The organism is Pseudomonas sp. P4_B3 (assembly GCF_056402295.1).
In genome coordinates, this window is record NZ_JBFUHR010000004.1 from 86387 (window position 1) to 113038 (window position 26652).

General features: G+C 56.6%; 24 protein-coding genes and 1 pseudogene. 16 read left to right on the top strand and 9 right to left on the bottom strand.

Going from position 1 to position 26652, the window contains the following annotated elements; all coding sequences use genetic code 11:
* Positions 1 to 51 precede the first annotated feature (51 nt).
* Positions 52 to 921, bottom strand: coding sequence for a pirin family protein (locus AC1DWG_RS05845; RefSeq protein WP_477764351.1), 870 nt, complete (start codon positions 919 to 921; stop codon positions 52 to 54).
* A 44-nt stretch (positions 922 to 965) separates the two neighbouring features.
* On the bottom strand, positions 966 to 1355 hold the full coding sequence (locus AC1DWG_RS05850) for a DoxX family protein (RefSeq protein ID WP_477764350.1): 390 nt from the start codon (positions 1353 to 1355) through the stop codon (positions 966 to 968).
* Between the two features lie 659 nt (positions 1356 to 2014).
* Here AC1DWG_RS05850 and AC1DWG_RS05855 point away from each other — a divergent pair.
* The 13 genes from AC1DWG_RS05855 to AC1DWG_RS05915 all read left to right on the top strand — a co-directional run bounded on the left by AC1DWG_RS05855 (position 2015) and on the right by AC1DWG_RS05915 (position 16563).
* Positions 2015 to 3319: an MFS transporter gene (locus AC1DWG_RS05855; RefSeq protein ID WP_477764349.1), complete on the top strand. Its 1305-nt coding sequence runs from the start codon at positions 2015 to 2017 to the stop codon at positions 3317 to 3319.
* A gap of 82 nt (positions 3320 to 3401) precedes the next feature.
* Positions 3402 to 4622: an alpha/beta fold hydrolase gene (locus tag AC1DWG_RS05860; protein ID WP_477764348.1), complete on the top strand. Its 1221-nt coding sequence runs from the start codon at positions 3402 to 3404 to the stop codon at positions 4620 to 4622.
* Between the two features lie 135 nt (positions 4623 to 4757).
* Positions 4758 to 5594 carry an alpha/beta fold hydrolase gene (locus AC1DWG_RS05865; RefSeq protein ID WP_477764347.1) on the top strand — a complete coding sequence of 279 codons (837 nt, stop codon included), beginning with the start codon at positions 4758 to 4760 and terminating at the stop codon, positions 5592 to 5594.
* A gap of 357 nt (positions 5595 to 5951) precedes the next feature.
* Positions 5952 to 7163, top strand: a complete 1212-nt coding sequence (locus AC1DWG_RS05870) for an ABC transporter substrate-binding protein (RefSeq protein WP_477787472.1) — start codon at positions 5952 to 5954, stop codon at positions 7161 to 7163.
* 71 nt (positions 7164 to 7234) lie between these two features.
* Complete coding sequence (locus tag AC1DWG_RS05875; protein WP_477764345.1) at positions 7235 to 8110, top strand: branched-chain amino acid ABC transporter permease; 876 nt, start codon at positions 7235 to 7237, stop codon at positions 8108 to 8110.
* A gap of 11 nt (positions 8111 to 8121) precedes the next feature.
* Complete coding sequence (locus tag AC1DWG_RS05880; protein WP_477764344.1) at positions 8122 to 9903, top strand: branched-chain amino acid ABC transporter ATP-binding protein/permease; 1782 nt, start codon at positions 8122 to 8124, stop codon at positions 9901 to 9903.
* A complete protein-coding gene (locus AC1DWG_RS05885; RefSeq protein ID WP_477764343.1) occupies positions 9896 to 10600 on the top strand; it encodes an ABC transporter ATP-binding protein in 705 nt (234 codons plus the stop codon). The genes AC1DWG_RS05880 and AC1DWG_RS05885 overlap by 8 nt, the downstream gene beginning before the upstream one ends.
* Before the next feature lie 55 nt (positions 10601 to 10655).
* Positions 10656 to 11426, top strand: coding sequence for an SDR family oxidoreductase (locus tag AC1DWG_RS05890; RefSeq protein ID WP_477764342.1), 771 nt, complete (start codon positions 10656 to 10658; stop codon positions 11424 to 11426).
* Positions 11427 to 11522: 96 nt separating this feature from the next.
* On the top strand, positions 11523 to 12638 hold the full coding sequence (locus AC1DWG_RS05895; RefSeq protein ID WP_477764341.1) for a glycerol dehydrogenase: 1116 nt from the start codon (positions 11523 to 11525) through the stop codon (positions 12636 to 12638).
* Positions 12639 to 12698: 60 nt separating this feature from the next.
* Complete coding sequence (locus AC1DWG_RS05900) at positions 12699 to 13661, top strand: cyclase family protein (RefSeq protein ID WP_477764340.1); 963 nt, start codon at positions 12699 to 12701, stop codon at positions 13659 to 13661.
* A 174-nt stretch (positions 13662 to 13835) separates the two neighbouring features.
* Positions 13836 to 14855 (top strand): LacI family DNA-binding transcriptional regulator, encoded by a 1020-nt coding sequence (locus AC1DWG_RS05905; RefSeq protein ID WP_477764339.1) that lies wholly within the window; start codon positions 13836 to 13838, stop codon positions 14853 to 14855.
* A gap of 176 nt (positions 14856 to 15031) precedes the next feature.
* Positions 15032 to 15568: a 2,4'-dihydroxyacetophenone dioxygenase family protein gene (locus tag AC1DWG_RS05910; protein WP_110749246.1), complete on the top strand. Its 537-nt coding sequence runs from the start codon at positions 15032 to 15034 to the stop codon at positions 15566 to 15568.
* An 89-nt stretch (positions 15569 to 15657) separates the two neighbouring features.
* Positions 15658 to 16563 (top strand): LysR family transcriptional regulator, encoded by a 906-nt coding sequence (locus tag AC1DWG_RS05915; RefSeq protein ID WP_477764338.1) that lies wholly within the window; start codon positions 15658 to 15660, stop codon positions 16561 to 16563.
* 313 nt (positions 16564 to 16876) lie between these two features.
* Here the strand turns inward: AC1DWG_RS05915 and AC1DWG_RS05920 are convergent, their stop codons facing one another.
* Positions 16877 to 17803, bottom strand: a complete 927-nt coding sequence (locus tag AC1DWG_RS05920) for an alpha/beta hydrolase (protein ID WP_477764337.1) — start codon at positions 17801 to 17803, stop codon at positions 16877 to 16879.
* 123 nt (positions 17804 to 17926) lie between these two features.
* On the opposite strand from AC1DWG_RS05920, the gene AC1DWG_RS05925 reads away from it, so the two are divergent.
* Both AC1DWG_RS05925 and AC1DWG_RS05930 read left to right on the top strand, forming a co-directional pair.
* On the top strand, positions 17927 to 18865 hold the full coding sequence (locus tag AC1DWG_RS05925; RefSeq protein ID WP_353740797.1) for a LysR family transcriptional regulator: 939 nt from the start codon (positions 17927 to 17929) through the stop codon (positions 18863 to 18865).
* Positions 18866 to 19270: 405 nt separating this feature from the next.
* Positions 19271 to 19676, top strand: a pseudogene (locus AC1DWG_RS05930) (Nramp family divalent metal transporter); the annotation flags it as partial.
* 45 nt (positions 19677 to 19721) lie between these two features.
* On the opposite strand, the gene AC1DWG_RS05935 reads toward AC1DWG_RS05930, so the two are convergent.
* The 4 genes from AC1DWG_RS05935 to AC1DWG_RS05950 form a co-directional block, all read right to left on the bottom strand.
* On the bottom strand, positions 19722 to 20678 hold the full coding sequence (locus AC1DWG_RS05935) for a 2-hydroxyacid dehydrogenase (RefSeq protein ID WP_477764336.1): 957 nt from the start codon (positions 20676 to 20678) through the stop codon (positions 19722 to 19724).
* Between the two features lie 33 nt (positions 20679 to 20711).
* Positions 20712 to 21470: an SDR family oxidoreductase gene (locus tag AC1DWG_RS05940; protein ID WP_477764335.1), complete on the bottom strand. Its 759-nt coding sequence runs from the start codon at positions 21468 to 21470 to the stop codon at positions 20712 to 20714.
* 42 nt (positions 21471 to 21512) lie between these two features.
* Complete coding sequence (locus AC1DWG_RS05945; protein WP_477787473.1) at positions 21513 to 22205, bottom strand: fumarylacetoacetate hydrolase family protein; 693 nt, start codon at positions 22203 to 22205, stop codon at positions 21513 to 21515.
* A gap of 114 nt (positions 22206 to 22319) precedes the next feature.
* A complete protein-coding gene (locus tag AC1DWG_RS05950; protein WP_477764333.1) occupies positions 22320 to 23669 on the bottom strand; it encodes an MFS transporter in 1350 nt (449 codons plus the stop codon).
* A 584-nt stretch (positions 23670 to 24253) separates the two neighbouring features.
* On the opposite strand from AC1DWG_RS05950, the gene AC1DWG_RS05955 reads away from it, so the two are divergent.
* A complete protein-coding gene (locus tag AC1DWG_RS05955) occupies positions 24254 to 25186 on the top strand; it encodes a helix-turn-helix transcriptional regulator (protein WP_477764332.1) in 933 nt (310 codons plus the stop codon).
* A gap of 4 nt (positions 25187 to 25190) precedes the next feature.
* Here the strand turns inward: AC1DWG_RS05955 and AC1DWG_RS05960 are convergent, their stop codons facing one another.
* Both AC1DWG_RS05960 and AC1DWG_RS05965 read right to left on the bottom strand, forming a co-directional pair.
* Positions 25191 to 25556 (bottom strand): response regulator transcription factor, encoded by a 366-nt coding sequence (locus AC1DWG_RS05960; RefSeq protein ID WP_477764419.1) that lies wholly within the window; start codon positions 25554 to 25556, stop codon positions 25191 to 25193.
* A 44-nt stretch (positions 25557 to 25600) separates the two neighbouring features.
* Positions 25601 to 26593 carry a response regulator gene (locus tag AC1DWG_RS05965; RefSeq protein WP_477787474.1) on the bottom strand — a complete coding sequence of 331 codons (993 nt, stop codon included), beginning with the start codon at positions 26591 to 26593 and terminating at the stop codon, positions 25601 to 25603.
* Positions 26594 to 26652: the final 59 nt, after the last annotated feature.

Below are 26652 nucleotides of genomic sequence, written 5' to 3' on the forward strand. Positions count from 1 at the left end.
GGCTAGGCAGAGCGAGATGTCGGGCTAAAAAGGACGTGAATTCAAGCGAAGTCAGAGCAGTCGCCCGTCGCGGCGAAGCTGTTCACCTATGCGCTTGATCTGCGCTTCGCCTTGATCAAGGGCCTGCTGATTGGTATGCACCGAGTAGTAGCCGGTCACCAGGTCGTGGGGGTGTTTTACGGCTGAGCCGAGCACAAAGGAGGTCTCACCCTGTGCGACGAAATCGATGGCTTGGGTTGACTCCTCAAACACCGCCAGTTCCCCGGCGCTAACAGCACTGTCTGCTTCAAGTCGGCCCTGATTGACTGCCAGCCAGGCCACGGTATGGCCGGCCGGAGGGGTGTAGCGCCAGCGCTCACCGTCTTTCAAGCGCACGGCAAGGTAGGTCATGTCTGCGGGTGCAGGGATGGCGCTCTTCACGGTGCCGTAACGTCCCAGCAGCACGAACGCGGGACCTTCTTGCGCAATCTGCGAAGGGGCAAGGTAGACGCTTTGTGCCGGCGCGTTTTCTTCCGACGGAGGCAGCGCAATCCACAACTGGAATCCCAGCATCGCCCCTTCTCCAATCGGGGAACCGGTGTGCCAGACCCCGTTACCAGCGCGCATCCATTCGACGCCGCCAGCGGGTAGAACGCCTTTCTCGCCGGTCGTGTCTTCATAGGCGACTTCGCCGGCAATCATAAAGGTCAGCGTCGCAATGCCAGAGTGCGGGTGCATGCCGAAGCTATGACGCTTGGCTTGCGGCTGCATGCTGAAGAGGTCAAGAAACACAAACGGCTTCAACAACTGGCCCAGGTCGCCAGGGCTCATGAGGCGTGTGACAGGCCCGTGCTTGCTGCCGCGTGTACGGTGGATGATGGCGCGCGTTGCCGAGTTGTGTTCGTGGCTGGGAATGCTGCTCAAGCTTGATTGCGCGTTCATGGCGCGTCCTCGATTTGGATGTGCAAGGCGTTCGGGAGGGATTGTCAGTGCGTTACAGGCGTAAACGGCACCGGGCGCAACCACCAGACAACGAGGGCTGAAAGCAGGCCAAGTACAAGAGCTGGCATGGGGTTCCCCCCAATCAACAGCAGATGGGTTGCAATCGCTCCCAGCATGGTTGCGAGCAACAACAGGCCGCCTGCGAAACCGGTCGCCGGAACGACCAGCAGTACAGCGCCCAGGATTTCCACCGTACCGGTCAGGTAGCGAAACCATTGGCCGGCGCCGATTGCGTCGAAAACCTGGACCATCTGCGGCACGCCGGCCAACTTGGCTATGCCAGCGCTGACGAACACCAGAGCGAGAAATATCCGAACACCCCAAAAGATGCGGCGGTTGGCGGGAAACAATGATTGTGAAGCAGGAGTTTTCATGGCTCAGCGATGCCTTCTGACGGAGATAAAGGGAGAACTATCGTTCGGTCGTAAGAATAGGGCGGCCACTATTAATTAATAAGACGGTGTTATCTGATTGCACTCGTCCATCATTGATAGTAATCAAATTTGAATGATTAGCTGTGCGGCTGCGTACTTGTTGGCGAATGAAGTGGGCAACGGCAGCTGTACCGGGGCAACGTGGCGACCGGAGATAAGCGTGAATGGTGACTGGAGGCATTCGCCGACGCGACGCAACATGCCTCTCGGCTGTGCGGTAAAGCGCTTTGCGAAAGCTAATTGTGATCGCGGAGCGGCTCTTAAGCTGTGCTCAGACGCAATTGGCACGCTGGCCTCATCAAGCAAATCTCGTTCGCCCACTACCTGTGCCGAAAATTCAAAGCAGGTGTGCTTTTCTAGCTATATCCATCAAATCTTGTCGAGCCGTAATCTTGGGCACGGTGGTTTCCAACGCTTTTAGTGTCCGGCAACCACCTGCAAACCCGAGGATGCGCGTGCTCTGCACTGATCATCAGTCGGGACAATAAAAATAATACTCAGCGGGAGACAATCCTATGGGACTCGCTCAAGAAAAAGTTGGTGCCGTTGCGTCGTTCACACAGGTTTCCAAAGGCGCTGGAGCTGCCTCATGGGGAGCAATGGCCTTGCTCTGGCTGGTCTATGCCATGGACGCTAACTCACGTCAGATGTTCTTCATGGTGTTGCCGTCGATCACGAGCGAATTCAAAACCAGTGCAGAACTGACGGGGCTGCTCGCGGCGTTCATCACCATCGCAACGTCCTTGATCGCCGTGCCTTGCATGATCTGGGCGGATAAAGGTGGGCAGGGCTGGATGCGCAAGTATCGTCACCTGCCGATCGTAATTGCCTACACGCTGTTCACCTTTTTGACTGGCTTGAATTTCCTGACTGCATCGCTGGGCATGCTCGTGGCCTTGCAGGTGATTTCCCACGCCTTCGGTGGCGCCGGTGAAGCTATCGAAGTCACCTCCTTGTCCGAGTGGTGGTCTCGCGAGCGGCGCGGTTTTGCATTGGGTCTGCATCACACGGGCTATCCATGGGGTACGCTGATTGGAGGCTTGGCGATCAGTGCGTTGCTGAACGCCTACGGTCCGGAAAACTGGCGCCTGGCTTTCCTGCTGTTCCCAGTACCGATGATCATCATCTTCTCCATCTATTGGTGGTTCTGCACCAAAAAGCGCTACGAGTCCTTCGTTGATCATGTGCGTGATGCAGGTGAAACCGTTCCGGCACTGAGCGCAGCGCAAGGGACTGTCGTTGCTCCCGAAGGTGCTTTTCGCTCCGCAATCCGCAATCCGAATATCAGCACCATCGCGCTGGTCTCGATGCTCGCTATCGTCGGTTATTTCGGGATCAGTTTCTGGTTGCCGCAATACCTGGCGTTCGTGGCCCATTACAACTTCGCCGAGGCGGCAGCCTATTCGGTGCTGTTCACCATCACCGGAGGGCTCGGGCAAATAGCCTGGGGATGGATCTCGGATCGGCTGGGTCGCAAGTTGTGCCTGATCGTCGTGTTCGCCTGGCTGGCAATCGGTATGTACCTTTTCAAGTTCTCGTCAGTGAGCCTGACCTGGCTGATCTGCATCCAACTGTTTGCCGGGTTTGCGATGAACGCGCCTTACACGCTGCTGTATGCGATTGCCTTTGACTCAGCCAAGCCTGGCACCACCGGCATCGCGGGCTCCATTGTTAACGTGGGTATTTACGCAGGCGGCTTCGGTCCCTTCGTAATCGGCATGTTCATTGGCGCTGGTGGTGGATTCGATCAAGTGTCCGGCTACAACTACGCCCTGTATTTCATTTCCGGGCTGATGATCGTTGCTGCGCTGGTTACAGCCTTCTTCACTCGCGAAACCACGGGGTGGTTCCTCAAGCACGACAAAGCGTTGGTTTCCAAAGCGTCTTGCAACATGGCGAGCTGAGATCGTCGAACAAACTCAATACGTCACGCCTGCAATCTATAAAAAATCCCTCGTGGGATGTCCAATGTCAGGAGAAATTACAATGTCACTCATCAAAGACAGTCAGTGGTTGAATCAATTTGCCGAAGAGCTCAACAGCGATGCTGACTGGACAGCTGCTGCGCGCTATTTCGATGGTCGAATCCAGTTTAAGCACGACAGCGGTTTTTCCACTCTGGCGGTTCTCTGCGGCAAGGTGGTAGCCGTTTTTCCTGAAGGTAGCCCGTTGGGCGCAGACATCGTGGTATCCGGTCCGGATGAAGAGTGGCAGCGCGTTCTGGAAGGCAAGATCGATTGGTTCGAGGCCCTCTCGCCAGGATTGGGCAAGCTTGAGCTAGAAGGGAATGTTGTCGCTGCCTGGCAGTACGTAGATGTAATGGCCCGGGCATTTGATGCCATGAAGCGTGTAGGCAAGGCAAAAGTAGAAAGCACCGTTTCCTGGTCCCCCGGCCCCAAACCGTCGGGCAAGGAAACCACAGGGCACTACATTACTGTTGATGGCATCCGCGTGTATTACGAGGAGGCTGGGCAAGGCCATCCCATCGTCTGCTTCCATGCCGCGTCCCAGGACTCGCTCATGTATCGCCATGTACTTGACGGCCTTTCCGATGAGTTTCGGGTGATTGCAATCGATGCACCCGGACATTCAAAGTCGGAGCTCCCGGCTTCCGGCCCGTTCCATAGCCTGACACACCACGCCGAGTTCAACGAGCGGTTGATGCAGGCCCTGGGTCTGGAACGTCCGGCGATCATCGGATGTTCCATGGGGGGTAACCTTGTGTTGGAACTGGGTGCCCGTAAACCCGACGCCTACAGCGCGATCATTTCAGCCGAAGGTGCGGATTACACGCCGACAGTTTCGGATTTCTTTCTCGACATGCTGCTGATGAATGGTACGCAAATCATTGGTGCATGGTCGCGCTCGATGACTGGCTATCGGACTCCACCCGACCGCGCTCAAGAAGTTGTTTGGCAGATTTCCCGCACGACGCCGCAAGTCATGCGCGGCGACCTGACAGGCTACGCCAATTTTGACCAACGCTCCCAGGTGGGCAAAATCAAGGCGCCGGTGATGCTGCTCCGCGGTGATGCTGATTGGTTGGTCTACCAGGAAAAAGTCGAAGAAACGGCTTCAAGAATTCCCGGCAGCAAGATTGCAGTGCTTGCAGGCACGGGTCACTACCCAATGACTGAGAACCCTCTTGAGTTCTGTGACACCGTCCGAAGCTTCCTGCATGAAGCAGGGCTTGGAAATGCTGGCTGACACGCTCGACGTCCAAAGATAACCAGGGTGGCTGCGACGATAAGTAGCCCCCTCACCTAATAAAAAATCAATGAGCAGTAGTGCACGCACTGCCTTGTTCGCTCATTAGTAAGCTTGTCTTTGAGGAGAATCAACATGCTGCCGGACGCCAATTTGCAAGGTAAAAATATTCAGGTCAATGGCACGACGCTTTGGGTCGAAGATACAGGTGAGACCCATCTTCCAGTCGTTCTTTGTCTTCACTCCTGCTTTCTCGACGGGACTATGTTTGACGGCCTGGTGCAGGCTGCAGCCGGAAAGTTTCGGGTCATACGGCCAGATTTCCGGGGGCAGGGCAAAAGCGCACTGGATGATATCGACATCATCACCATGGATCAGTGTGCTGACGACATGGCCGCGTTGATTGAAGTGATGCAACTCAAGGCAATCAATGTCATGGCTCAGTCGATGGGCGGCGATGTAGCCTTCCGGCTAATCGCCAAACGACAGGATCTGTTTCGTTCCCTGGTGGTGGCTGGGTCATCAGCCTGCGGTGAGCCACCGGAGCAAGGAGCGCGGTTCGCGCAATGGGTTGTCGATGCGGGTGAGCAAGGTTTCACGGGCGAAATTCTCGACATGACCATGGAAGTAATGTTCGGCAAGACCACGCGCAATAACCCTGAAAAGCAGGCGCTGTTGGCGTACTGGCGCGATCGGATTGAAGCTTTGCCAAAAACGCTGCGCCCTGCGATGAAAGGGGTTATGCATCGTGAAAGCTGTGTCGCTCTGTTGTCATCGATCAATATTCCGGTGTTGATCATCAACGGTGAGGAGGACATGCCGCGACCTCCAGCGTGGTCCGATGAAATGAAGCGAGAATTGCCGAATTCGAAATTGATCCGGCTCAGCCAGATTGGGCATAGCCCGACCTTGGAAGCGCCCGAGCAGGTTCTTCCCGCGATCATTGAGTTCTATTTAAACCCACGCGTATGAGGGCAACATTTTTCGTTCACAGCGTTTAAGTCCGGATGCTTTCACGAGCACATACTGTCTCTATCAGTCCTATTTTTGGAGCGCCTGCATGTCGCGGGCGCTTCAGGTTTTTTCATGCCCGTGGGCCACGAAAACTTGAAGCGTTTTCAGATCGGCAATCCTAACTGAGCACTTGACACTGCTCAATTTTTTGAAATAAAAATGAAGCGCTTCATAAATGAGCTTGGTTAATAACAAATTTAAAACAGAACCTTTCATATCCACGTGCACGAAGGCTTTCATGAGCGTCGTTTAAAAGATATGAAGCGGTTCAAATGGTGCCCAAGTGCGCTGGCGCCAAACCAGGAGATAACAACAATGAGTACAAAAAACCGGGTTAAAACCGCCTGCGTTGTGCTTTCCCTGACGACCCCGATTGCCGTTTACGCGGACATCAAAATGGGTGCCCTTTATCCCCTCAGCGGTTCTTTGGCTCTGCTAGGGGATGAGAGCTATCGTGGCCTCGAAATAGCGGTCGCGGAGCGTAACGCTGCCGGAGGCTTGAAAGGTGAGCAGATCAAACTGCTCAAAGCCGATGCGGTTGACGCAGGCCAGGCTGTAGGTGCCGCCCGTAAGCTGACGTCAGTTGAAAATGTTACTGCCGTGTTCGGCAGCTATTCCTCAGCCCTGTCATTTGCTGCCACGCAGGTTACGGAAATGGCCGGGGTGCCGTATTTCGAGCTCGGTGCGGTCTCCGACAACATCACCGAGCGAGACCTCAAATACGTCATGCGTAGCAACCCAACCGCCAGGAATTTCGCTGAAGGGACTATCACCGCGATTACGCAAATCGTGGGGCCTTCGCTGAAGGTCGACCCCAAGCAACTCAAGATCGCCATCATCCATGAGGATGCGTTGTACGGTACGACCATCGCCGGTTTCCAAAAGCAACTGGCACAGGAGCAAGGGCTGAACGTGGTCGAGGTGCTTCCTTATTCGGCCAAAGCCGTGGACCTTTCGTCGCTGATTCTTCGCTTGAAAGGTGCGCAAGCGGACGTGGTACTGCAGACCAGTTACCAAAACGACACGACATTGTTTTTCCGCCAGATCCGAGAGGCCGGTTTCAAACCCAGAGCGGTGATTGGTGCCGGTGGTGGATATTCCATGCAGGACACCGTAAAGGTCGTCGGCGCTGAAAACATGGAAAGTGTTCTGGACGTGGATTTTCCTCAATTTCAAACCAATGAAAAGGGCGCTCCAGGTATCAACGCCTTCGCTAAAGCCTACAAAGACCGTTTCGGCAGCGAACCGCGCTCAGGCCACAGCCTGATTAACTATGTCGGTGCGAAAGTCTTCCTTGATGCCATGGAAAAAAGCGCGTCGCTGGAGGCCGACGCGATCCGTGCATCGGTTGCGAGCGTGGATATTCCAGTCGGTGGAACGGCCGCAGGCATCGGCGCCAGGTTCGGTGAGAATGGCCAGAACCAACGCGCCAACACCGCGATCATGCAGTGGCAGAACGGACTGTTGAAAACCATCTACCCCGAAGCTTCGGCTGTAGCAAAAGCTCGCTTTTCCGATCAACCCTGAAGCCTGTAATCCTGTTGAAGCTTGATCATTGAGCTTCACGGATTCGCTCGCTCGAAAAGAGGGCGCAAACCATGGAAATTTTCATCCAGCTGCTTCTGAACGGCTTATTGCTCGGTGGCACGTTAGCCATTATCAGCATAGGCCTGACCCTTATCTTCGGCATCGTCAGGGTGGTCAACTTCGCCCACGGCGAGTTTTTGATGATAGGTCTGTACGCGGTGTATTTGATGAACGCTCATTTTGGCATTCATCCCTATGTGGCGATCATTCCCACCACGATCATTCTGTTTGCCGCGGGCGCTGCCATGCAACGGTTCATCATTCAGCCGTTGCTCAGCGCTGAAGGGCACATCCAGATTTTCGCGACCGTGGGCGTCTCGATTGCCCTCATGAACGGCGCGCTGTTGATCTTCGGTGCCGACGTCATGACTGTGCAGAACATTAGCTTTGGCACCAGTACCGTCACCATGGGCGCATTTCGCGTAAGCAGTGGTCAGTTGATCACCTTCGCAATGTCACTCGCCCTGGTCGCGGGCCTTCACTGGTTTTTGCAAAACACCTTCCTGGGTCGAGCCGTTCGGGCCACTGCGCAGCATCGCAACGCGGCGCAGTTGATGGGCGTCAACATAAAGAAAATCTACATATTCGCATTCGGTTTGGGCTGCGCCTGCCTGGGCGTCGCATCTGGCCTTATCGCACCTCAATACCCGGTTTTCCCTACGGTAGGCACGTTCTTTGTCCTGACCGCATTTGTGATCGTTGTACTCGGCGGCCTTGGAAGTCTTTCAGGGGCCCTCGTGGGCTCGATGCTGATCGGAATCGTCGACAGCCTTGCGGGTTACTACATCGCTCCAGACCTGAAGGAGGTCGTTTATTTTTCGATCTTCCTGGGCATCCTGGTGTTCCGTCCGACAGGCCTGTTTGGCGCCGGTCGCGGCTCTGAATAAGGAGAATGGTCATGAATATTCTGCATCCGCGTGTCTATGTCAGCGTGTTGGTTCTGGCATTGCTATTGGTCATTCCGCTCACGGCTGGTTCTCCTTTCGTTTACCACCTGTTCATCCTGATTTGCAGTTATGCAGCGCTCGCGAGCGCCTGGAACATTGTCGGAGGTTTTGCTGGTCAGCTCTCGCTGGGCCATGCGGTGTTTTATGGTGTTGGGGCTTATACCACCACGCTGCTGATGATAAATCTCGGCATCAGTCCGTGGATCGGGATGTTTGTGGGCGCGGCCCTGTCGTCCATGGTAGCGGTGTTGATCAGTTGGCCTTGCTTCAGATTGCGCGGGCCGTTTTTTGCCTTGGCGACGATAGCGGTACTGGAAGTCGTGCGGCTGATGGCCATCAATCAACATGACGTGACCGGTGGTGCCGCTGGCTTGGGCGTACCGCTTAAGTTGGGCGTCGAGTGGATGTTGTTTCGCCCGCGCTGGCCCTATCTGCTGATCGCTTTTGGGTTTCTCATCATCACTTTGGCGGTGTCCTGGAAGATCAAGAACTCACGCTTGGGTTATTACCTGATTGCAGTTCGCGAGCGTGAAGATGCGGCGCATGCGGTGGGTGTGAACTCGGTCAAAGTCAAATTGATTGCGGTCGTCTTATCGGCATTCCTCACCAGCCTGGTGGGCAGTTTCCACGCGATGTATCTGACCTTCATCGAGCCCGGCTCAATGTTCTCGCTGGAGATGTCGATTCAGATAGCGATGTTCGCGCTGATCGGCGGCCTGGGCACTGTTTCGGGGCCCTTGATCGGGACGTTGTTGGTGTTGCCATTGGCGGAGCTTGCGCGCGGCTGGCTTGGCGACATGGGCAGCGGAGTTCACGGCCTGGTCTACGGCATTGTACTGGTGGTGGTCGTGCTGACGATTCCGCAGGGTGTGGTGGGGCGATTTGGCGCGCGCGTGTTCGGCTGGATCGACGCGCTGCCCGGTGGACGCCGGCCACTTGCTACCGTTGACAGGGCAGTTGAATCCACGGCGCCTGAACCGCAATTGGTAATGAGCGGCGAACCCATTCTGGTTGCTGAAAATCTGCACAAATTCTTTGGCGGGCTGCATGCGACCAACGATGTGTCGCTGAGCTTGGCCGAAGGCGAAATCGTCGGTGTAATCGGCCCGAATGGCGCGGGTAAAACCACGGTCTTCAATCAGCTCTCCGGCTTCCTTGTGCCCTCCAAGGGGCAGGTCAAAGTTCGCCTGCGCAGTGGAGAGTGGGTTACCCCGAACAGCCCGGCCGAGTTCGCCAAGGCCGGTATCGGGCGCACCTTCCAGATCGTTCAACCGTTCGCTGATTTGAGTGTCTGCGAAAACATCATGCTCGGTGCATTCATGCACACGGCTGATGCGAAGGAGGCGAGGGCAGTCGCGGAGCAAGTCGCTGAACTGACCGAGCTCACCAACCTGCTGGATACTCGGGCACGCAACCTCACCGTCGGCGGTATGAAGCGGCTTGAAATGGCCCGTGCCCTGGCGACTCGTCCGCGGATCTTGTTGCTGGACGAAGTGATGGCCGGACTCAACCCAACGGATGTGGCCAAGGCGATCGCCGTCATTCGCAGAGTCCGCGACTCCGGCGTCAGCGTCTTGATGATCGAACACCTGATGCAAGCAACCATGAGTCTGTCGGACCGCATCATCGTAATCAGCTCCGGGGCTTTGCTCATGCAAGGTGAGCCGAAGGATGTCATCAGCGATCCACAGGTGATCGAAGCCTATCTCGGCAAGGAGTACAGCCATGCTTAAGCTCAATAACATCCATAGCGGATATGGCGGTACTGAAATCCTTCGTGGCGTTTCTTTCGAGGTCAATGCCGGTGAAGTGGTGACCATCGTCGGAGCCAACGGTGCGGGTAAAACCACGACTTTGCGCAGTCTGTGCGGCATCGTTACCCCCTCCCAGGGCACGATCGAATTCGAAGGGCAGCGCATTGACGGCAATCGTCCGGATCAGATTGTCGATGCCGGCCTGACGTTGATACCGGAAGGGCGTCAGTTGTTTCCGTTCATTAGCGTGCGCGACAACCTGTTGATGGGGGCCTACAAACGCAGCGCTCGTGCGGGTTACAAAAAACGTCTCGACGATGTTCTGGATCTCTTTCCACGGGTTCGTGAGCGCCTGGATCAGAACGCTGGAACGCTTTCGGGCGGTGAGCAACAGATGGTCGCCATCGCTCGAGGCCTGATGGCCGAACCCAAGCTATTGATGTTCGACGAGCCGTCGTTGGGCTTGTCGCCGCTGCTGGTCTCACAGGTTTTCGAGATCATCAACAAGATCCTGGAGCTGGGCACGACCGTGCTGATCGTCGAGCAAAACATCGTCCATACCCTGCGTATCGCGCATCGAGGCTACGTACTTGAAAACGGCGAGGTAGTGCTGAGCGGCACGGGCCAAGAGCTTCTCGATAACCCTCATGTCAAACGTGCCTACCTGGGGCTCTGATCGAGTCGACCTGTGCTGTGCACTTATTACTGCGCAACAAAGATGAGAACACGCTATGACAAATTCCAGACACTCCGGGCGCGTCGTATTGGTCACTGGGGCCGGTGGCGGCATTGGTGCTGCGATCGCTGAGTTGTATTGCCAGGAAGGCGCGGTTGTCGCCCTGATCGATGCCGACGCCGCGAAGGTGCAGCAACAGGCCGAGCTACTGCGTGAGGCAGGGTTTGCGGTCGGCTGGGCGCAGGCAGATGTCGCGGATTATCAAGCATGTGCTGACGCCTGTGAACGCTTGATCCATGAGTTGGGCCCCATCGACACCTTGATCAATAACGCCGGTATATCACCCAAACACGACGGCGCCCCTGCGCCGATCTGGACAATGGCGCCCGAGGAGTGGCTGCGGGTGGTCAATATCAACCTCAATGGTTCCTTTAACCTCGTCCGAGTGCTGACACCCGGCATGGTAGGGCGCGGCTTCGGGCGCATCGTCAACATGTCATCAGTGGCCGGCAGCGCATTTTTGCCGATTGTCGCGGCTCACTACAGCGCGACCAAGGCGGCGGTCATTGGTTTTACCCGCCACCTGGCCGGCGAGCTGGGGCCGTTCGGAATCACGGCCAATGCGTTGGCGCCAGGGCGGATCGAAACCCCCTTGCTCAAGACAGTTTCAGCGCTGGCCAATCAGGCCGTTGTCGATGAGACGCCGTTACGCCGGCTGGGAACACCGCTTGAAGTTGCCAAGGCGGCGTGTTTCCTCACATCAAATGAAAGCGACTTTATTACTGGGCAAGTCGTTGATGTCGCGGGCGGATGGTTAATGCGGTGACGAGTGAAGGTAAGTAATGAGTTTTTTTGGCTCTATCCAGAGCGTTTTTGACAGCTCGAATTTAAGCGGTAAACATTTTTTTGGAGGGCGTCGGCCATGGTTAAAACGATGGGTTTCCCGGGACGGTACGAGCAGGGGCCTGGAGCTTTGAAACAGCTGGGCAGGATACTGACCGACATGGGGCGATCGCGTCCGCTGGTACTCTGCGATGAGTTTGTCGCCAGGCATCTGTGGCCGGAGGTTGGCACCGCCTTGCAAGCGCATGGCTTCGAGCCTCTGCACATCGAGTTTCCAGGAGAATGCACGCACGCGGCCATTGCCCGGTTGTCGGAACGAGCCTTGATTCACTCGCCAGACACAATCATCGCGCTGGGTGGAGGCAAGACAATTGATACGGCGAAGGGACTGGCGGTCAATCTCAACGTCCCTATCATCGTTTGCCCGACCATTGCGTCGAGTGATGCACCCACCAGTCGACTGATCGTTCTCTACGATGACGATCATAAAGTGGTAGGAGTGGAGTTCCTGAAGATGAACCCTTCTGCGGTCATTGTTGATACCCACGTCATCGCTCAGGCACCGGCGCGGTTTTTTGCTGCGGGCATTGGCGATGCCATTAGTAAAAAATTCGAAGCGCATCAGTGCTACTCCGCGGGCGGCAATAATTCCTTCGGAACACCGGCGCTGCATACCGCGTTGATGCTGACCAATATGGTTTTCGACACGCTGATGCAGTATGGCGTTTCGGCTTACCAGGCTGTTTGTCGTAAAGAGGTTAATGACGACGTTGAGCGGGTAATCGAGGGCACTGTCTTGATCAGTGGTGTGGGTTTTGAAAGTGGTGGACTGTCTCTGTCCCATGCATTGGTACGAGGGCTGACGGCCATACCTGCGATGGCATCGATGCTGCACGGTGAGTTGGTAGCTTTCGGCACGTTGGTGCAGATGGCTGTAGAGGGGCGTCCCGTGGAGGAGATCGATAAGGTTGCCCGCCTGCTGCATGACGTGAAGCTGCCCGTCACATTCGCTGAGCTGGGTCAGAACACCCCGTTCACTACGGCGCAAATCAACACCATGGTGGAAGCCACTTTATCGGCTGCCTACGCCAAAAACATGAATCCACCCTTGAATTACGAGCGCCTCGTTATTGGGTTGGCAGCGGCTGACAACATCGGCTCGCGGCTGACAAACGTGACGTCATCCGCCCTGTGATTGGGCGTTAATCGACTGCCACCGTGCTGCCTTAAAAATATAAAAAATGAGATCAAAAAAATGAACGAAAAAACTGTGCCTCATATTCACGAACTGCTGAAAGACTCTCCTAAAAACTGGGGCAAATGGGGCCCGGACGACGAGGTAGGCGCTCTCAACTATTTGACTGGCGTTGAAGTACTCAAGGGCATTGCCGAGGTCAAGCAAGGCAAGACCTTCACATTGCAGGTCCGAATGGCCGACCCCAAAGGCGACCCGATCTGGCCTGGGCGCTCGCAGGCCAAGCGGATGAATATCATGGACAGGGGCCATTACAACTGCGGCAAGGGCCCGCACTTTCCGGGCTCTTATGAGTATGCCGATGACGTGATGTTTTTCCATCTTCAGGGGTCGACTCAATACGATGCCTTGGGTCACGTTTGGTATGACGATCAAATCTGGAACGGTTATGACGCCGATACCACGATCGGTTCATTGGCCAAGGCCAGCGTCGCACCGATCGGCGAGCGAGGCGTGGTCGGGCGAGGCATTCTGATCGACATCGCGCGGTATCGCGGCAAGGACGTTCTTGACCCTGGCGAGACGTTTAATCATGTGGACTTGATGAAGGCCGCGCAAGCTCAAGGTGTGACGATTCACAAGCGTGACATCCTGATCATCAGAACTGGCTGGATCGGCTCTTTTTACTACCGAGACCCAGAAGAGTTTTATAAAGATTTCATCGAGCCGGGTCTCACTTACAGCCCGGAGTTGGTCAGTTGGTTTCACGAGATGGAAATTCCCAACCTCGTCACCGACACCATTGCCAACGAAGTGACAGTTGATCCCGTCTCGGGTGTGGCATTGCCGCTTCACAATGCCCTGATGCGTAACCTGGGCGTCACGTTGACCGAGATAGCGCAACTGGATCCTCTGGCGGCGGATTGTGCCGAGGACAATCAATGGACGTTCCTTTATACCGCAGCGCCTTTGAAGGTGGTTGGTGGCACCGGGGCGCCGGTCAACCCGATCGTTATCAAATAGAATCGACGCTTTAGGGGGTCTTCGGGTCCCCTCTTTTTTGTGCGCTCGAATCATCCCTTCCGATTTAAAAAATTGTTAGCATGATGATCGCTCCTACCTCGAAAAACCGAGGCTTGGACGCTGATTGGCGGCGATCGTCGGTCACCGCGTCGTTCCAGGAATGCTGACTTTCTAATGAAAAAAAATGAAAAGCCCAAACTTAAAGACGTTGCCGAATTGGCGGGTGTATCCATCGGCAGTGCATCCCGGGCGCTCTCAACTCCCCACTTGGTAAAACCTGCGACACTCGAAAAAGTTGCGGCGGCGGTCCTCAAGCTCGGCTATGTCCGGGATGGAGCAGCGAGGGCGCTCGCTTCGCGCCGGACCCACAGCATCGGTGCGATCTTTCCCACGTTCAACAACCCCGTATTCGCCGAAGCGGTTCAGGCCCTCCAGCAGCGTCTGAATGAGTTGGGTTACCACCTGATCATTTCGTCCCATGAGTATGATCAGGAGCGCGAGCTGATCAATGTGCGCAACATGATTGAGCGGGGTATCGAAGGGTTGTTGCTAGTGGGGACGGAACATAGTCCAGCAGTGTATGACGCGCTTGATGCCTCGCATTGCCCCTTCATCCTGATGTGGTCATTGGACGGTTCTCACCCTCACCATTGCGTTGGTTTCAGCAACGAAGAAGGGGGACGCATGGTGGCTAGACATCTTGTGGATCTGGGTCACAAAAATATTGCAATGATCAGTGGAGTAGTCGCCTACAACGAACGGGCTAAATACCGGCTCAAGGGGGTTGCAGAGACATTGAAGGAGGCGGGGATTGAGCTGGCGCCCACGCAGATCATTCAGCAGCCGTTTACGCTGGAAGGCGGCCGGGCGGGGCTCAGGATGGCGATGGAGCTGACGCCAAGGCCAACTGCAATTGTCTGTAGTACGGACGTAACCTGCATGGGGGCCATTGCAGAAGCGCGCTTACAAGGCATCCATGTGCCCACAGAGTTGTCCATTACCGGTTTTGATGACATCGACTTCGCGGCGGTCTCAGTACCAGCGCTCACGACTGTTTGTGTGCCCTCAACCGACATTGGCATCAGTAGCGCTAATAACATAATTGCGATGATCGAAGGCCGCCCGGTTGCCAGGCGTGAGCGCGTTCAAATTGACCTTGTAGTAAGGCAAAGCACCGCCCCTGTGAAGTCCTGATTCCGCCGGCTAAATGCCCGACGGAAGACTCGCGCCGCCTATGACTGTGCGTCACAGGTGGTTTGAAATTGTAGCTATTTTCATCGAGGGATCACTGCCATAACCTTTCAGTCAGCGGAAATCAGAGCGCAATCATCGTGCTGTGAATTCGTTAATAAAAACTGAGAGGTCCAGTAATGAATACTCCTGTCAAACCTGATGAACTCGCGATTCCGTATCAGTTGCCCCAAGTTCCCTACATGACGCCAGACATGGTTCACCCGGGTGTAATGACCCAATGGCTGGAAGATGACGAGTTGTGGGTTCCCGTCACCAAATCTGTTTCATTCAAGCCTCTTCTGCTCAACACCAGTGGCGGGTACTACATCAACCTTCTGCGTGTGCGTCAGGCCGGCGTCCTTTCTCGTCACCGGCACACCGGCGGCGTGCATGCGATCGTTCTGAAGGGGCGCTGGTATTACCTCGAACACGATTGGGTAGCCGAAGAGGGCTCTTTTGCGTATGAGCCACCAGGTGAAACGCACACTCTGTTCGTGCCTGAAGATGTCGAAGAAATGATCACCTGGTTCCACGTTCAAGGTGGCTACACTTACGTCGATCCTCAGGGTGTTGCAGTGGGCTATGAAGACGTTTTTACCAAGCTCGAATCCGCCCGCGCTCACTATAAAACGCTGGGTTTGCCAGACGACTACATTGAGCAGTTCATCCGGTAACTCGGACCATAAAAAAACGCGCTTCGGCGCGTTTTTTCTTATGGTCGCTCAGGGAGCATGAGTCTGAACAATTTACGTTAGGATAGGGCATGGACAATTACTCACAGCTACTCGCCTTTATCTGGTCTACCGAGTGTGGAAGCTTTTCGGCTGCTGCTCGCGCTCATAACATCACGCCATCGGCAGTCAGTAAATTGATCACTCGATTGGAGGACCGACTGCAAGTTCGGCTTTTCCAGAGAGGGTCACGCATTCTGACGCTGACCGAGGAGGGCACCGCTTACCTGCGTAGTGCCAAGGCAGTCGTTGAGGCCATGAACGAGGCTGACTCCCTGGCAGAAGCTTTACCCTCGAGAGTCAGTGGAACCCTTCGTATTCACACCATGACCTCTTTTGCCAAGCACCAAATAGTGCCTTGGCTTCCTGAGTTTCTGGATTTGTATCCATCACTGGATGTTGAGATTCAGTTGGGCGCGCAATTCGTTGACCATTTCGAGCAGGGGCTCGATATCGCCATCCACAGCGGAGTGCTGCCCAGCTCTTCGCGTATAGCCAAGCGAATAGGTGAGTGTGAATGGCTGATCTGTGCGTCGCCGCAGTACCTGTCCGAGCATGGTATTCCGGCTAAACCGGCAGATCTGTTGGACCACCGATGCTTTAACTTCAGCTTTGTGAGCCCTTGGAACAAGTGGTCGTTTCTTCAAGACGGTGAGGGTGTCTCGGTCCCCGTTACAGCCAGTGCGTCTTTTACTCAAGGTGATCTACTGCGAGACATGGCCCTGTCGGGGGCCGGGGTCGTAAAACTTGCCGATTTCCACATTGGACTCGATGTAAAAGCCGGAACGCTGGTGGCTCTGCTGGAGGAGTTCAAGTCAGGGGTTATTGAACCTATCTATTTGTTGTATTCAGATCGAAAACACCTGAGTCCACGCATTCGGGTATTTATCGAGTTCTTCCAGAACAAATGGCGTCAGAATCCTTGGAAGGTGACTTGAAAATCGAACCAGAGTAGAGCGTGATGGTGTTAGTGGAAGCGTTCGCAGTGCGGAGTACCGCGTGATTAATCGGCCAAACGTTATTTAGCATTACACAGACGTTGTTGCCCTCTAACTTCCAATAGCTCGACAAAGGCGCGTACCTTCTCGGGACGAAAACGTGGCAACTCGGATCTTACCTGTGTTTCGGTGGGTTTGATGTGCGAGGACCCTCCGGCGGCGATCAGCGTCTGTTAGCCATTTGTCCAGTGATGGCGGCCCTATGGGGCAGAAGCGCGACAACCGGGAAAGCTGTCGCGCTCTGACATTCGACTCAGCGGTAGGCGTCGACCAGACCAGCCTCAATGAAGCGTACTGAGCTCTCCATCGCCTGCTGACCTTCTGGCAGCATGCAGGAGTAGAAGTGCCAGGCGTGGAACATTGCAGGCCACACTTCCAGATTGACTCGGACACGGTTGTCCGCCAAGTGGTTTGCAAGGCGCATAGCGTCACTTAGCATCAGCTCGTTCTCGCCAATCTGTACCAGCATTGGTGGGAGTCCAGTGACGTCCGCAAAAACAGGAGAAGCCAAAGGGTGGTTGGCCAGCGTGTCGCCCAGGAACGCTCTGGCAAGGATATCCAGAACAGGCTTGGAGTTCAGCGGATCGAGGCCTTCACGGTTGCTCATGGAGGCGCCTGTGTGTTCAAGGTTTGCCCAAGGCGAGATGGAGGAACCGACCGCAGGCAATGGAAGCCCTTTGGATTTTGCCGCCACCATGACGCTTACAACCATCGCGCCGCCAGCTGACTCGCCTGAAAATGCAATCTTGTTTGCCGGGATTTTTTGTTCAAGCAACCACTCATATGCGCGCAAAGTGTCGTCGATGGATGCTGGAAACTTATGCTCTGGAGCAAGGCGGTAGTCAGGCATGTACACCCGGGCTCCAAGCATTTTTGCGTAGTTGCCGCCAATGCCATGGTAGCCGTCAGGACGACCAACTATGTACGCCCCACCGTGGATGTACATTAAGACTGCGTCGGTCTTGACCTCATCCGGAGTTACCAGCGTGCCAGGGACACCGCCCATGTCCACGCCTTCAAACTTGACCCCAGCAGGCGCCGGATTCTGCGCAAGCATTTTTGCATAGGAATCGCGGATATCGCTCATTTTCGTGTTGGTATCGATTCCCTTAAGAACAGGTACCAAATCGCTCAGGCTGTTGGCCCAGGTTTGAACGGCTGTTTGTACTTCGGTATTCATATTGACCTCAATAGATCGGTGGGCAAGGGAGTGTCTAATTGAGATATTATTCTTATTATTAGGGAATTTGGTTCCCTATAACGGGTGCAAAGGCGCCCCACCATCGTGAGAAGCTGAGGTCGTATGGAAATTCATAACCTGAACGACATCGCCGCTTTCGTAAGTTCAGTAAATTCTGGAAGCTTCACTGCAGCGGCCAAGCAACTCGGTCTTACCCGTTCGGCAGTGGGTAAGTCGATTGTCAGGCTAGAGACCCGATTGCGGGTGCGTTTACTCAACCGCACAACCCGCAGCCTGAGCATGACGGATGACGGTCAGGTTCTATATGAGCGATGTGTTGGGGTCTTACAGGATCTCGACGATGTTGAGGACGCGCTCGCGTTTCGTCGTTCGACACCTAGTGGGAGATTGCGGATGAGCCTGCCAGTTGCCTTGGGCAGGCTTCACGTTCTTCATCACATCGAATGCTGTTTGAAAGATTGGCCCTCGCTCAGCATCGACGTCACGTTTTCGGACAGGCTGGTAGACCTGATCGATGAGGGGTTCGACTTAGCCATGCGCATTGGCCCTCCCAAGGAGGACTCTCGATTGCTCACGCGCACGGTGGCTTATCAGCAAATGATCACCTGTGTTTCGCCCAAGTATCTGGCTGAGCATCCAAAGCCTCAAACACCCGAAGATCTGTCCGCGCACGAGTGCCTGCATTTCGTGAGCGGGGGGAGATTGCTTCCCTGGAATTTCCGTGTGAAAGGTCAGCCTGTTTCGGTCACTCATGCTGGGCGGCTGCAGATGGACAGCGCAGAAGCGTTGCATCAAGCAACTATCGCAGGCTTGGGAATTGCGACGCTTCCGTCCTACGTGGTTAACGATGAGCTACGCAGCGGCAAGCTCGTTCAACTGCTTGCAGAGTATGTCGAGGCAGCAGAGCCTATCCGTGTGATCTACCCGAGCAAGCGACACCTGTCTCCCAAGGTACGCCTCTTCATCGATAAGCTTGTAGAGGCATGGTCACCTTGTCCGCCATGGGAGCAGCGTTCGGCTGACAATGTCCGTCCTGCTTGATGGGAGGATTTTGCCAAAGGAGTGCAGTCCCTACCGAGCATGCGGCATGCTGATTCATTTGTCAGTCCAAGTGCTGTGTCCGCCCCCGATGTAGTCAGTGATCCTATTGATGCTGGAAAACCGCCAAGGCTGTTGCCGCTGACCGAAATACTGCCGTTAGACGATTGGGAAGCAGTGGCCGCAGTTCAGCAGGACAAGCTCGTGACAGATGTACGCGAAAGCATCGGGGATGCCTGCTGTAATCGCTATGACCTATTCAAACGACGTGAGTCACAAGTACAGGTAAGGTGGCAGGTCTTCACTTGGCCTGTTTAACGCCCAGCGAACGCTGTAACAGCTGCCGCAATTGTGGTCGCAACGGCAATTCAAGGAACGAATAACCTTGAGTTATTCGCATACTGGTTACCCAAGGGCGCTCTCCTCAAGACCTTGGGCGACCTGGGCAAGGCACTGTAAATTTTCTTCGGCCCGATCGGTTGGTACGTATTCTTCATCGGCGTATTCGCGACGCTGTTTGCCAGTATTTCAGGCAAGACCACCGCGTCCCGATGCTGATTACCGATGCCTTGTGACGCCGTTGGTCTGGTCGTTGCCAGGCATGCCGGATTTCGTGACCCTGACCATCGGTGTCAGCGCGCTGAACATCATTGGCATGCCGGTCATTTCCCTGGGCCCGCTGATCATGTCCAACCAGAAATCGCTGCTGGACAAGAAGTATCGCAACAGCCTGTTTGAAAACGTCGCGCTGCTGTTTGCGACAGGCCTCGCGCTGTGGGTCGCCTTCCAGTTGGGCGTCGATCTGTTCACCTGATATCGAGCCGTCGAGGGGACGCAAGGTCCCCTCGGTAGCCACCCTTCAGTCAGTCACAGAACCCTGCGGTATTCTCCCGGCGAAACTGTCCACCAGGCTCGCCACCACCATCTCGCCCATCCGCGTGCGGGTCTGCAGCGTCGCACTCGCGCGATGGGGCTGCAGCACTACGTTCTCTTTACCAAACAGTGGCTCGGGCACGTTCGGTTCATCGACAAACACATCCAGCGCCGCACCCGCGATCTCACCGGCGGCAAGCGCTGCCACCAGATCGACCTCGTTGACCAGCTTGCCACGCGCCACGTTGATCAGATACCCACTTGTGCCCAACGCTTGCAGCACTTCGGCATTGATGATGGCTTCAGCCTTGTCGGCAGCGGCGGCGAGAATCAGCGCGTCACTGTTGGCCGCGAGTTGCTTCAGATCGGCAACGAAGGTGTGGTTCACATCGCTCATTGGCTGCAAATCGGTGTAACTGATCGGGCAGCCGAACGCTGCGGCCCGGGTCGCCACGGCACGGCCGACCCGGCCCATGCCGACGATGCCGATGCGCATGCCCGACACCTGACGCGCCAACGGCAACGGAGCCAACGGCGTCGGGCTGTGCGGCCACTGCCCCGAACGTACGTAACGATCACTGGTGCACAGCCCGCGGCACACGGCAATCAACAAGCCGATGGCCAGGTCGGCGACATCTTCGGTGAGCGCGCCAATGGTCGCGGTCACGCGAATCCCGCGATCCCTGGCGTAAGCCAGGTCCACCGCATCGGTGCCGACGCCGTTGACCGCCACCACTTCCAGTTTCGGTAGCTGCGCCATCAGCGCCTGGCTGATACCGGTATGGCCGCCGGTGATCACCCCGCGAATGTTCGCGCCGTGCGCCTGCAAATAAGCCGGCTTGTCGGCCTGCTGGAAGTAACGTCTGACGGTAAACAACTCATCGAGCCGCGCGTTGATTTCGGGGATCAGGATCGGGCTGAGCTGCAAGACTTCTGGCTTCATGTAAACCTCGTGTAGCGCAATAAAAAGGCCGGTTCAACCGCGACCGGCAAACGGCATGGCGCTGGCCATGACGGTCATGTTCAAGACGTTCGCCTCCAGCGGCAGACCGGCGATGTAGCGCACGGCATCGGCCACATGCTTGACGTCCACCATCGGCTCCACGGCGATGGTGCCGTTGGCCTGGCGCACGCCTTTGGTCATGCGCACCGACATCTCGGTGAGGGCGTTGCCGATGTCGATCTGGCTGCAGGCGATGTTGAATTCGCGCCCGTCCAGGGCCAGGGATTTGGTCAGTCCCAACACCGCGTGTTTGCTGGCGGTGTAGGCGCTGCTGAACGGGCGTGGGGTATGGGCCGAGATCGAGCCGTTGTTGATGATGCGTCCGCCCTGTGGCTGTTGCCGGCGCATCAGTGCGAAGGCTCCACGGGCGCAGAGGAAAACGCCGTTGAGGTTGGTGTCGATCACGTTGCGCCACTGCTCGAACGTCAGCTCATCCAGCGGCACGGCGGGGGCGTTGACCCCGGCGTTGTTGAACACCACGTCGAGGCGTCCGTATACCTCGGCAATGGTTGCAAACAGCGCATCGACACTGGCCGGATCGCGCACATCAGTGGGCACCGCCAAGGCTTCGTGTCCCTCGCTGAGCGCCAATTCGACCAATGTCTGCAACGGCTCCGGCCGGCGCCCGGCCAATACCAGGGTGAATCCGTCGGCCATCAGGGCCAGCGCCACGGCGCGGCCGATTCCGCTACCGGCGCCGGTCACCAGGGCCACTTTCAAAGGACTGTTCATGTTGTTATCTCCTTTTTCAATTCACGAGGGCGTGTGCCGGGTTCAAGGTCGCTGACCGACGCGCATTTCCAGTTGGCCGATGCCGTCGATCCCGGCGTTGATGATGTCGCCGGGTTGCAGCACATCGACGCCTGCCGGGCTGCCGGTCATGATCAGGTCACCGGCCCGCAGCGCCACCGACTGCGAGATGCGGCTGATGATTTCACTGACCGACCAGATCTGGCTGTCGAGGCTGTCGCGCTGGCGCTCTTCGCCGTTGACGTTCAGCCACAAATCGCCGTCCGGGTGTCCGGCGCGAGTGACTGGCACGATGGCGGTCATCGGCGCGGCGCCGTCGAACACCTTGGCACCTTCCCACGGCAAGCCATTGCTCTTGGCCGCGCGCTGGACATCACGACGAGTCAGGTCAAGCCCGGCGGCGTAGCCCCAGACATAGGCCAGCGCCTGACTCTGCGGAATATTGGCGCCACCTTCACCAATGGCGACGACCAATTCGATTTCGTGGGCAAACTCTTCGGTCAGCGGCGGGAACGCCACTTCACCCAACGCATCCACCACGTTGCTCGCCGGCTTCATGAAGAACACGGGCGGCTGGCGGGACTGGCCCTGGGTGTCTGGCCAAGGGTAGTTGCGGCCGACGCAAAATACCCGGCCAACGGGGAAACGCTGCTGGCTGCCGGCAACTGGCAAGGTCACGGGTAAATCCGGAGTGAAAACGTATTCGGTCATAGTCATTTTTGTCGTGGTCCTGTTGGAAGCATCAGCCTACGGCGGCTTCGTTTTGCGAAGTTGGACGAAAGCCGCCTCGTGTTGGAGAAAAACGCTTTTCTGCGCACATGTTTTCCGGGCTCAGCGTGCCTTGAGCTCGATGCGATACAAGCGACCGAGCAACAACGAATAGGACAGGGTGCCAATCAGCGCCACGCCGCCAATGAACCAGAAGGCGTAGGCAAACGAGCCCGTCGCGTGGACGATGGCGCCAATCACGATCGGGGTGACGATCCCGCCGATGTTGGCGGCGAGGCTGGTGATCCCGCCGGTCAGGCCGATCAGCTCCTTGGGCGCGACTTCCGATACGGCTGCCCACGACGACGAAGCGATTCCCTGGGCGAAGAAGGCAATGGTCAGCACGGCAATGCAGATCACGTTCGAGTCGGTGAAATTCACCAGCACAATCGACATACCCAGCATCGATCCGACCACCAAGGGCAACTTGCGAGCGAAGGACATCGAATAGCCGCGGCGGATCAGCAAGTCGGAGACGATGCCGGCCAGCAGAATGCCGACGGTTGCGCCCACGAACGGCAGCACCGCGAAGATCCCGGCCTTGATCATGGTCAGCTTGCGTTCTTCGATCAGGTACGTCGGGAACCAGGTCAGGAAAAAGTACAACGCCGAGGTACTGGCGAACTTGCCGATGCAAATCGCCCAGATCTGCCGATAGCTGAACAGCTCGGCGATCTGCCGCCAGTTGAACCTGGTGCGTTCCTGACTGCTCTTGACCAGTCCGCCCCCGGCTTCGATGTACTTCAGTTCTTCCTGGCTGACGTTCTTGCAGCTCAGCGGATCGCGGTACAGGTACAGCCAGATCACACCGAATACAATCCCTAGAATCCCGGTGCTGTAGAACACATGGCGCCAGTCATAGGTCGTCGCCAGCCATAACAGCACGCCGGTAAACAGCGCGGTGCCCAGATACTGGCCGCACACGTAGATGCTGCTGGCCATGCCCCGTTCGCGGGCCGGGAACCACACCGTGACCGCGCGGCTGTTGGCCGGAAATGCCGGAGCTTCCATGGCACCCACGGCCAGGCGCAGCCCGAACAGCGAAGCGAATCCTGTGGCAAAGCCCTGGCACACGGTGACCGTCGACCAACTGATCAGCGACACCCCGTAGGTGAACCGGGAACCGAAGCGATCGGCGATGAACCCGGCGGGGACCAAGGCGAGTGCGTAGGTCCAGGCAAACGCGGAAAAAATCAGGCCCATTTCGATCTTGTCCAGGCCCAGATCCTTGGCCATGAACGGTGCGGCAATCGAGATGTTCACGCGGTCGATGTAGTTGATGATGGTCGCAATCAGCAGCAACGACAGCATGAACCAGCGCCGGCGCGTTGGCAGGCGCTGAGGCAGTGCGGCGTCCCGGGCGCCGACGCTCACCGACGGCGCGGTGGACGGGGAGGTTTGCGAGTTCGACATGAGTAGACCTTTTTATTGTTAGCAGAATCGAGATGTTTGCGCGCAGCCGAAGCCGTTGCCTCCAGTGCCGGGGCAGAGCAATTGCTACGTGAGCGAGAGACGCGGACAGCCGCTGTCAGGCGCTCAGATACGCCTTCGGTCAGAGGCGTTCGGGGGAGGGGTCGCGAGGGGAAAAAGCGGATTCATGGGGGCGCACCTTTTGATTGTTTTTGGACGGGTCGGGCTGCATTGGCTGTCACAGTGGTCGTACAACCTCTCAAAATCAACGGAGGCGTTAGATCGTTTTTTCTCCTTAAAAAGGCGATTCATGCAGGTGTCCAAAAAAAAACAAATCAGCTCATTTCCACCGTTCTGCCTCATCTGTTTAATAACACTATGTTTTTAAATGATTAATTATTTTTGTGTGCGCGTAGTTTTTTGGACAGACGACACATCACACATGGATACAATTAACTCTCTGTATGTTGTTGTCATCCTATGACGTGTTGAAGCCAACGGTGTCTGCCTTCACAATCATCGCGGTCGCCGCCTGCGTCGCGGCGCGACGACAACCTATCCATGTACCTGTCGAGGATCCTCAGGAAATGTCGTCTCCGAGCCGAGTACCCACCTACGTCATGCAGCAACGCAGCGAATTGACGGACTTCTACATTCGCGACAAAAAGGGCCGGCTCGCCGAAACCAGCCCGCATCGCCATGAGTATTTCCAGATCCAGGTCAACCTCGGTGGCGATACCGTGCAGCACATCGGCAGCGTCGAACGTCCGTTTCCGCGCAATACGCTGGCCTTCATCCTGCCGCATCGCGTGCACGTGATTCCGCATCCGGCCGACAGCAATTTCATGGTGATCAATTTTTCCCAGACCTTCCTGCTGCCGCACTTGCAGTGCGACCCGATGGACCTCGAGGAAGTCTCGATTCTGCTGGCGCCGGAGTTGTCGCCGTTCCGCTTTCAGGAGCATCTGGATTTCATTCTGGCCGATGAGGATTTCAGCAAAGTCTGTGGCTTGATCGAGCAGATGCGCGTGCTCGATGAAAACCGTCACTTCGGCACCCGCGAGATCCTCAAGGGCCTGCTGCTGCAATTGGTGGGGAGCGTCTGTGCCCTGTATGCCGAACCGCTCAAACGGCTGGCCGAAGAGAATGCCGCCGAAGTCAGCCGACGCGACGCACTGAGCCGAATGTCCGAGTATTTGCGCAAGAACATCGCTGACCCCGACCTCAACCTGATCAAGGTTGCTGCCGCGACCTACCTGTCACCGACGTACCTGACGCACTGGTTGCGCAAGGAAATCGGCAAGACCTTCACCGAACTGGTGCTCGAACGCCGGATGCACGCGGCGCGCAATTATCTGCTCAATGGAACGCGGCCGGTGGGGGAGGTGGCGAGGTTGTGCGGTTTCGCTGACGAGGCTTATTTTTCGCGACGCTTCCGCCAGATCCACGGCCAGCCTCCAGGGCAATTCAGGCGTCAGCAACTCAATCCTGATACGCCGCAATCGCCGTCCAACACGTGACTGTTCAACGCTCGCATTGAAGCGCTAACTCGACGGCGCTCAGCAAGGCATCGCCGCTGAACGGTTTACGCAAGCATTCGATGGGCTCATAGCGGTTGGATTCAGCCAATATCGCTTCATCCCAATGTGCCGACATGCAAATCACCGGGAATTTTCTGTCCTTGAGCGTCAGTGCGTGCATGACGTCTATCCCTGACAGGCCGTTCATTTTCAAATCCAGCAACAGACAGGCGATGTCATTGAAGTTTTCGAGGGCCAGGAATTCCTCGCCCGAGGCGAATACCCGGGCGCGGTATCCGGCCGACCGAAGCAGGTTGGCCAGGCTTTTGCGCACGGACGCATCGTCGTCCACGATGCAGACGATGATCATGACGCTGCCGGATGATCCGGGGGCGGTGCAGCCAGTGTCGATCGTCATGAAGAACCCTGCGTGCCAAACGCCGGCTCGGCGCTGATCAAGCCATACAGGCTGACCAGACTGACCAGCGAGCGCGTCTGCATCTTCTCCATGATGTGTTTGCGGTGGACTTTGGCTGTGACTTCACTGGTGCCCAATCGGTTGGCGATGTGCTTGTTGGACAGACCCGCGACGATCAGCGGCAGCACTTCGTGTTCGCGGGGGGTCAACAGGGCGGCCCTTTGACGGGCACTCTGAGTGCGTTGCCATTTCTCGAACGCCGTCGCTGCACGCTGACGGGTGGTGCGCAGGATGTCCAGCAACTGGCCGTCGTTGAAAGGCTTGGTCAGGAACTCGACCGCTCCCGCTTTCATGGCCTGCACCGACATCGGGATGGTGCCGAAACCGGTCATGAAAATAACCGGCCACGGAAGTCCGCGCCGCCCGAGTGTGGATTGCAGTTCCAGGCCTGTCGCCTCGGGCAGGCTGACGTCCAGCAACAAGCAAGCGGGGCCGATGTCGAGGTCAGCGCTGAGCAATTCTTCGGCCGAGGCGAATATCCGGTGCACGATGCCTTCGGCCCGCAGCAGTCGGCTCAACGCTGTGCGCACGGAGGCTTCATCGTCCACGATGAACACCGGCACGCTGTCAGGATCGATCCGCTGCGGATCCTCGGACGCCAAGGGGCCCGGGGCCGCAGGGTGGAACAGGGGCAGGGGCGGTTCACGTTCTTTCAATAATCGGTAACCTCGGCGCGGGACCGTCTGGATGAGCTCTTTTTCTCCGAGCAACTTGCGCAGCGAGGAAATCTGCACCTGCAGATTGTTTTCCTCGACGACGGTGTCAGGCCAGACCTGTGTGATCAATTCATCTTTGCTGACGATTCGGCCATCGGCCTGCATCAGCACCGAGAGGATTTCGAACGCCCGGCCCCCGACACGCAGCGGCCGTCCATCAAGAAAGGCTTCACGCCGTTCCAGGGAAATAGTGGCTTGGCCGAGTCGGATCATACGTTCCTCTGCACTGCGTTGACGGGGAGTGACGCCGGAACGTCGTTTCATCAGGGCTA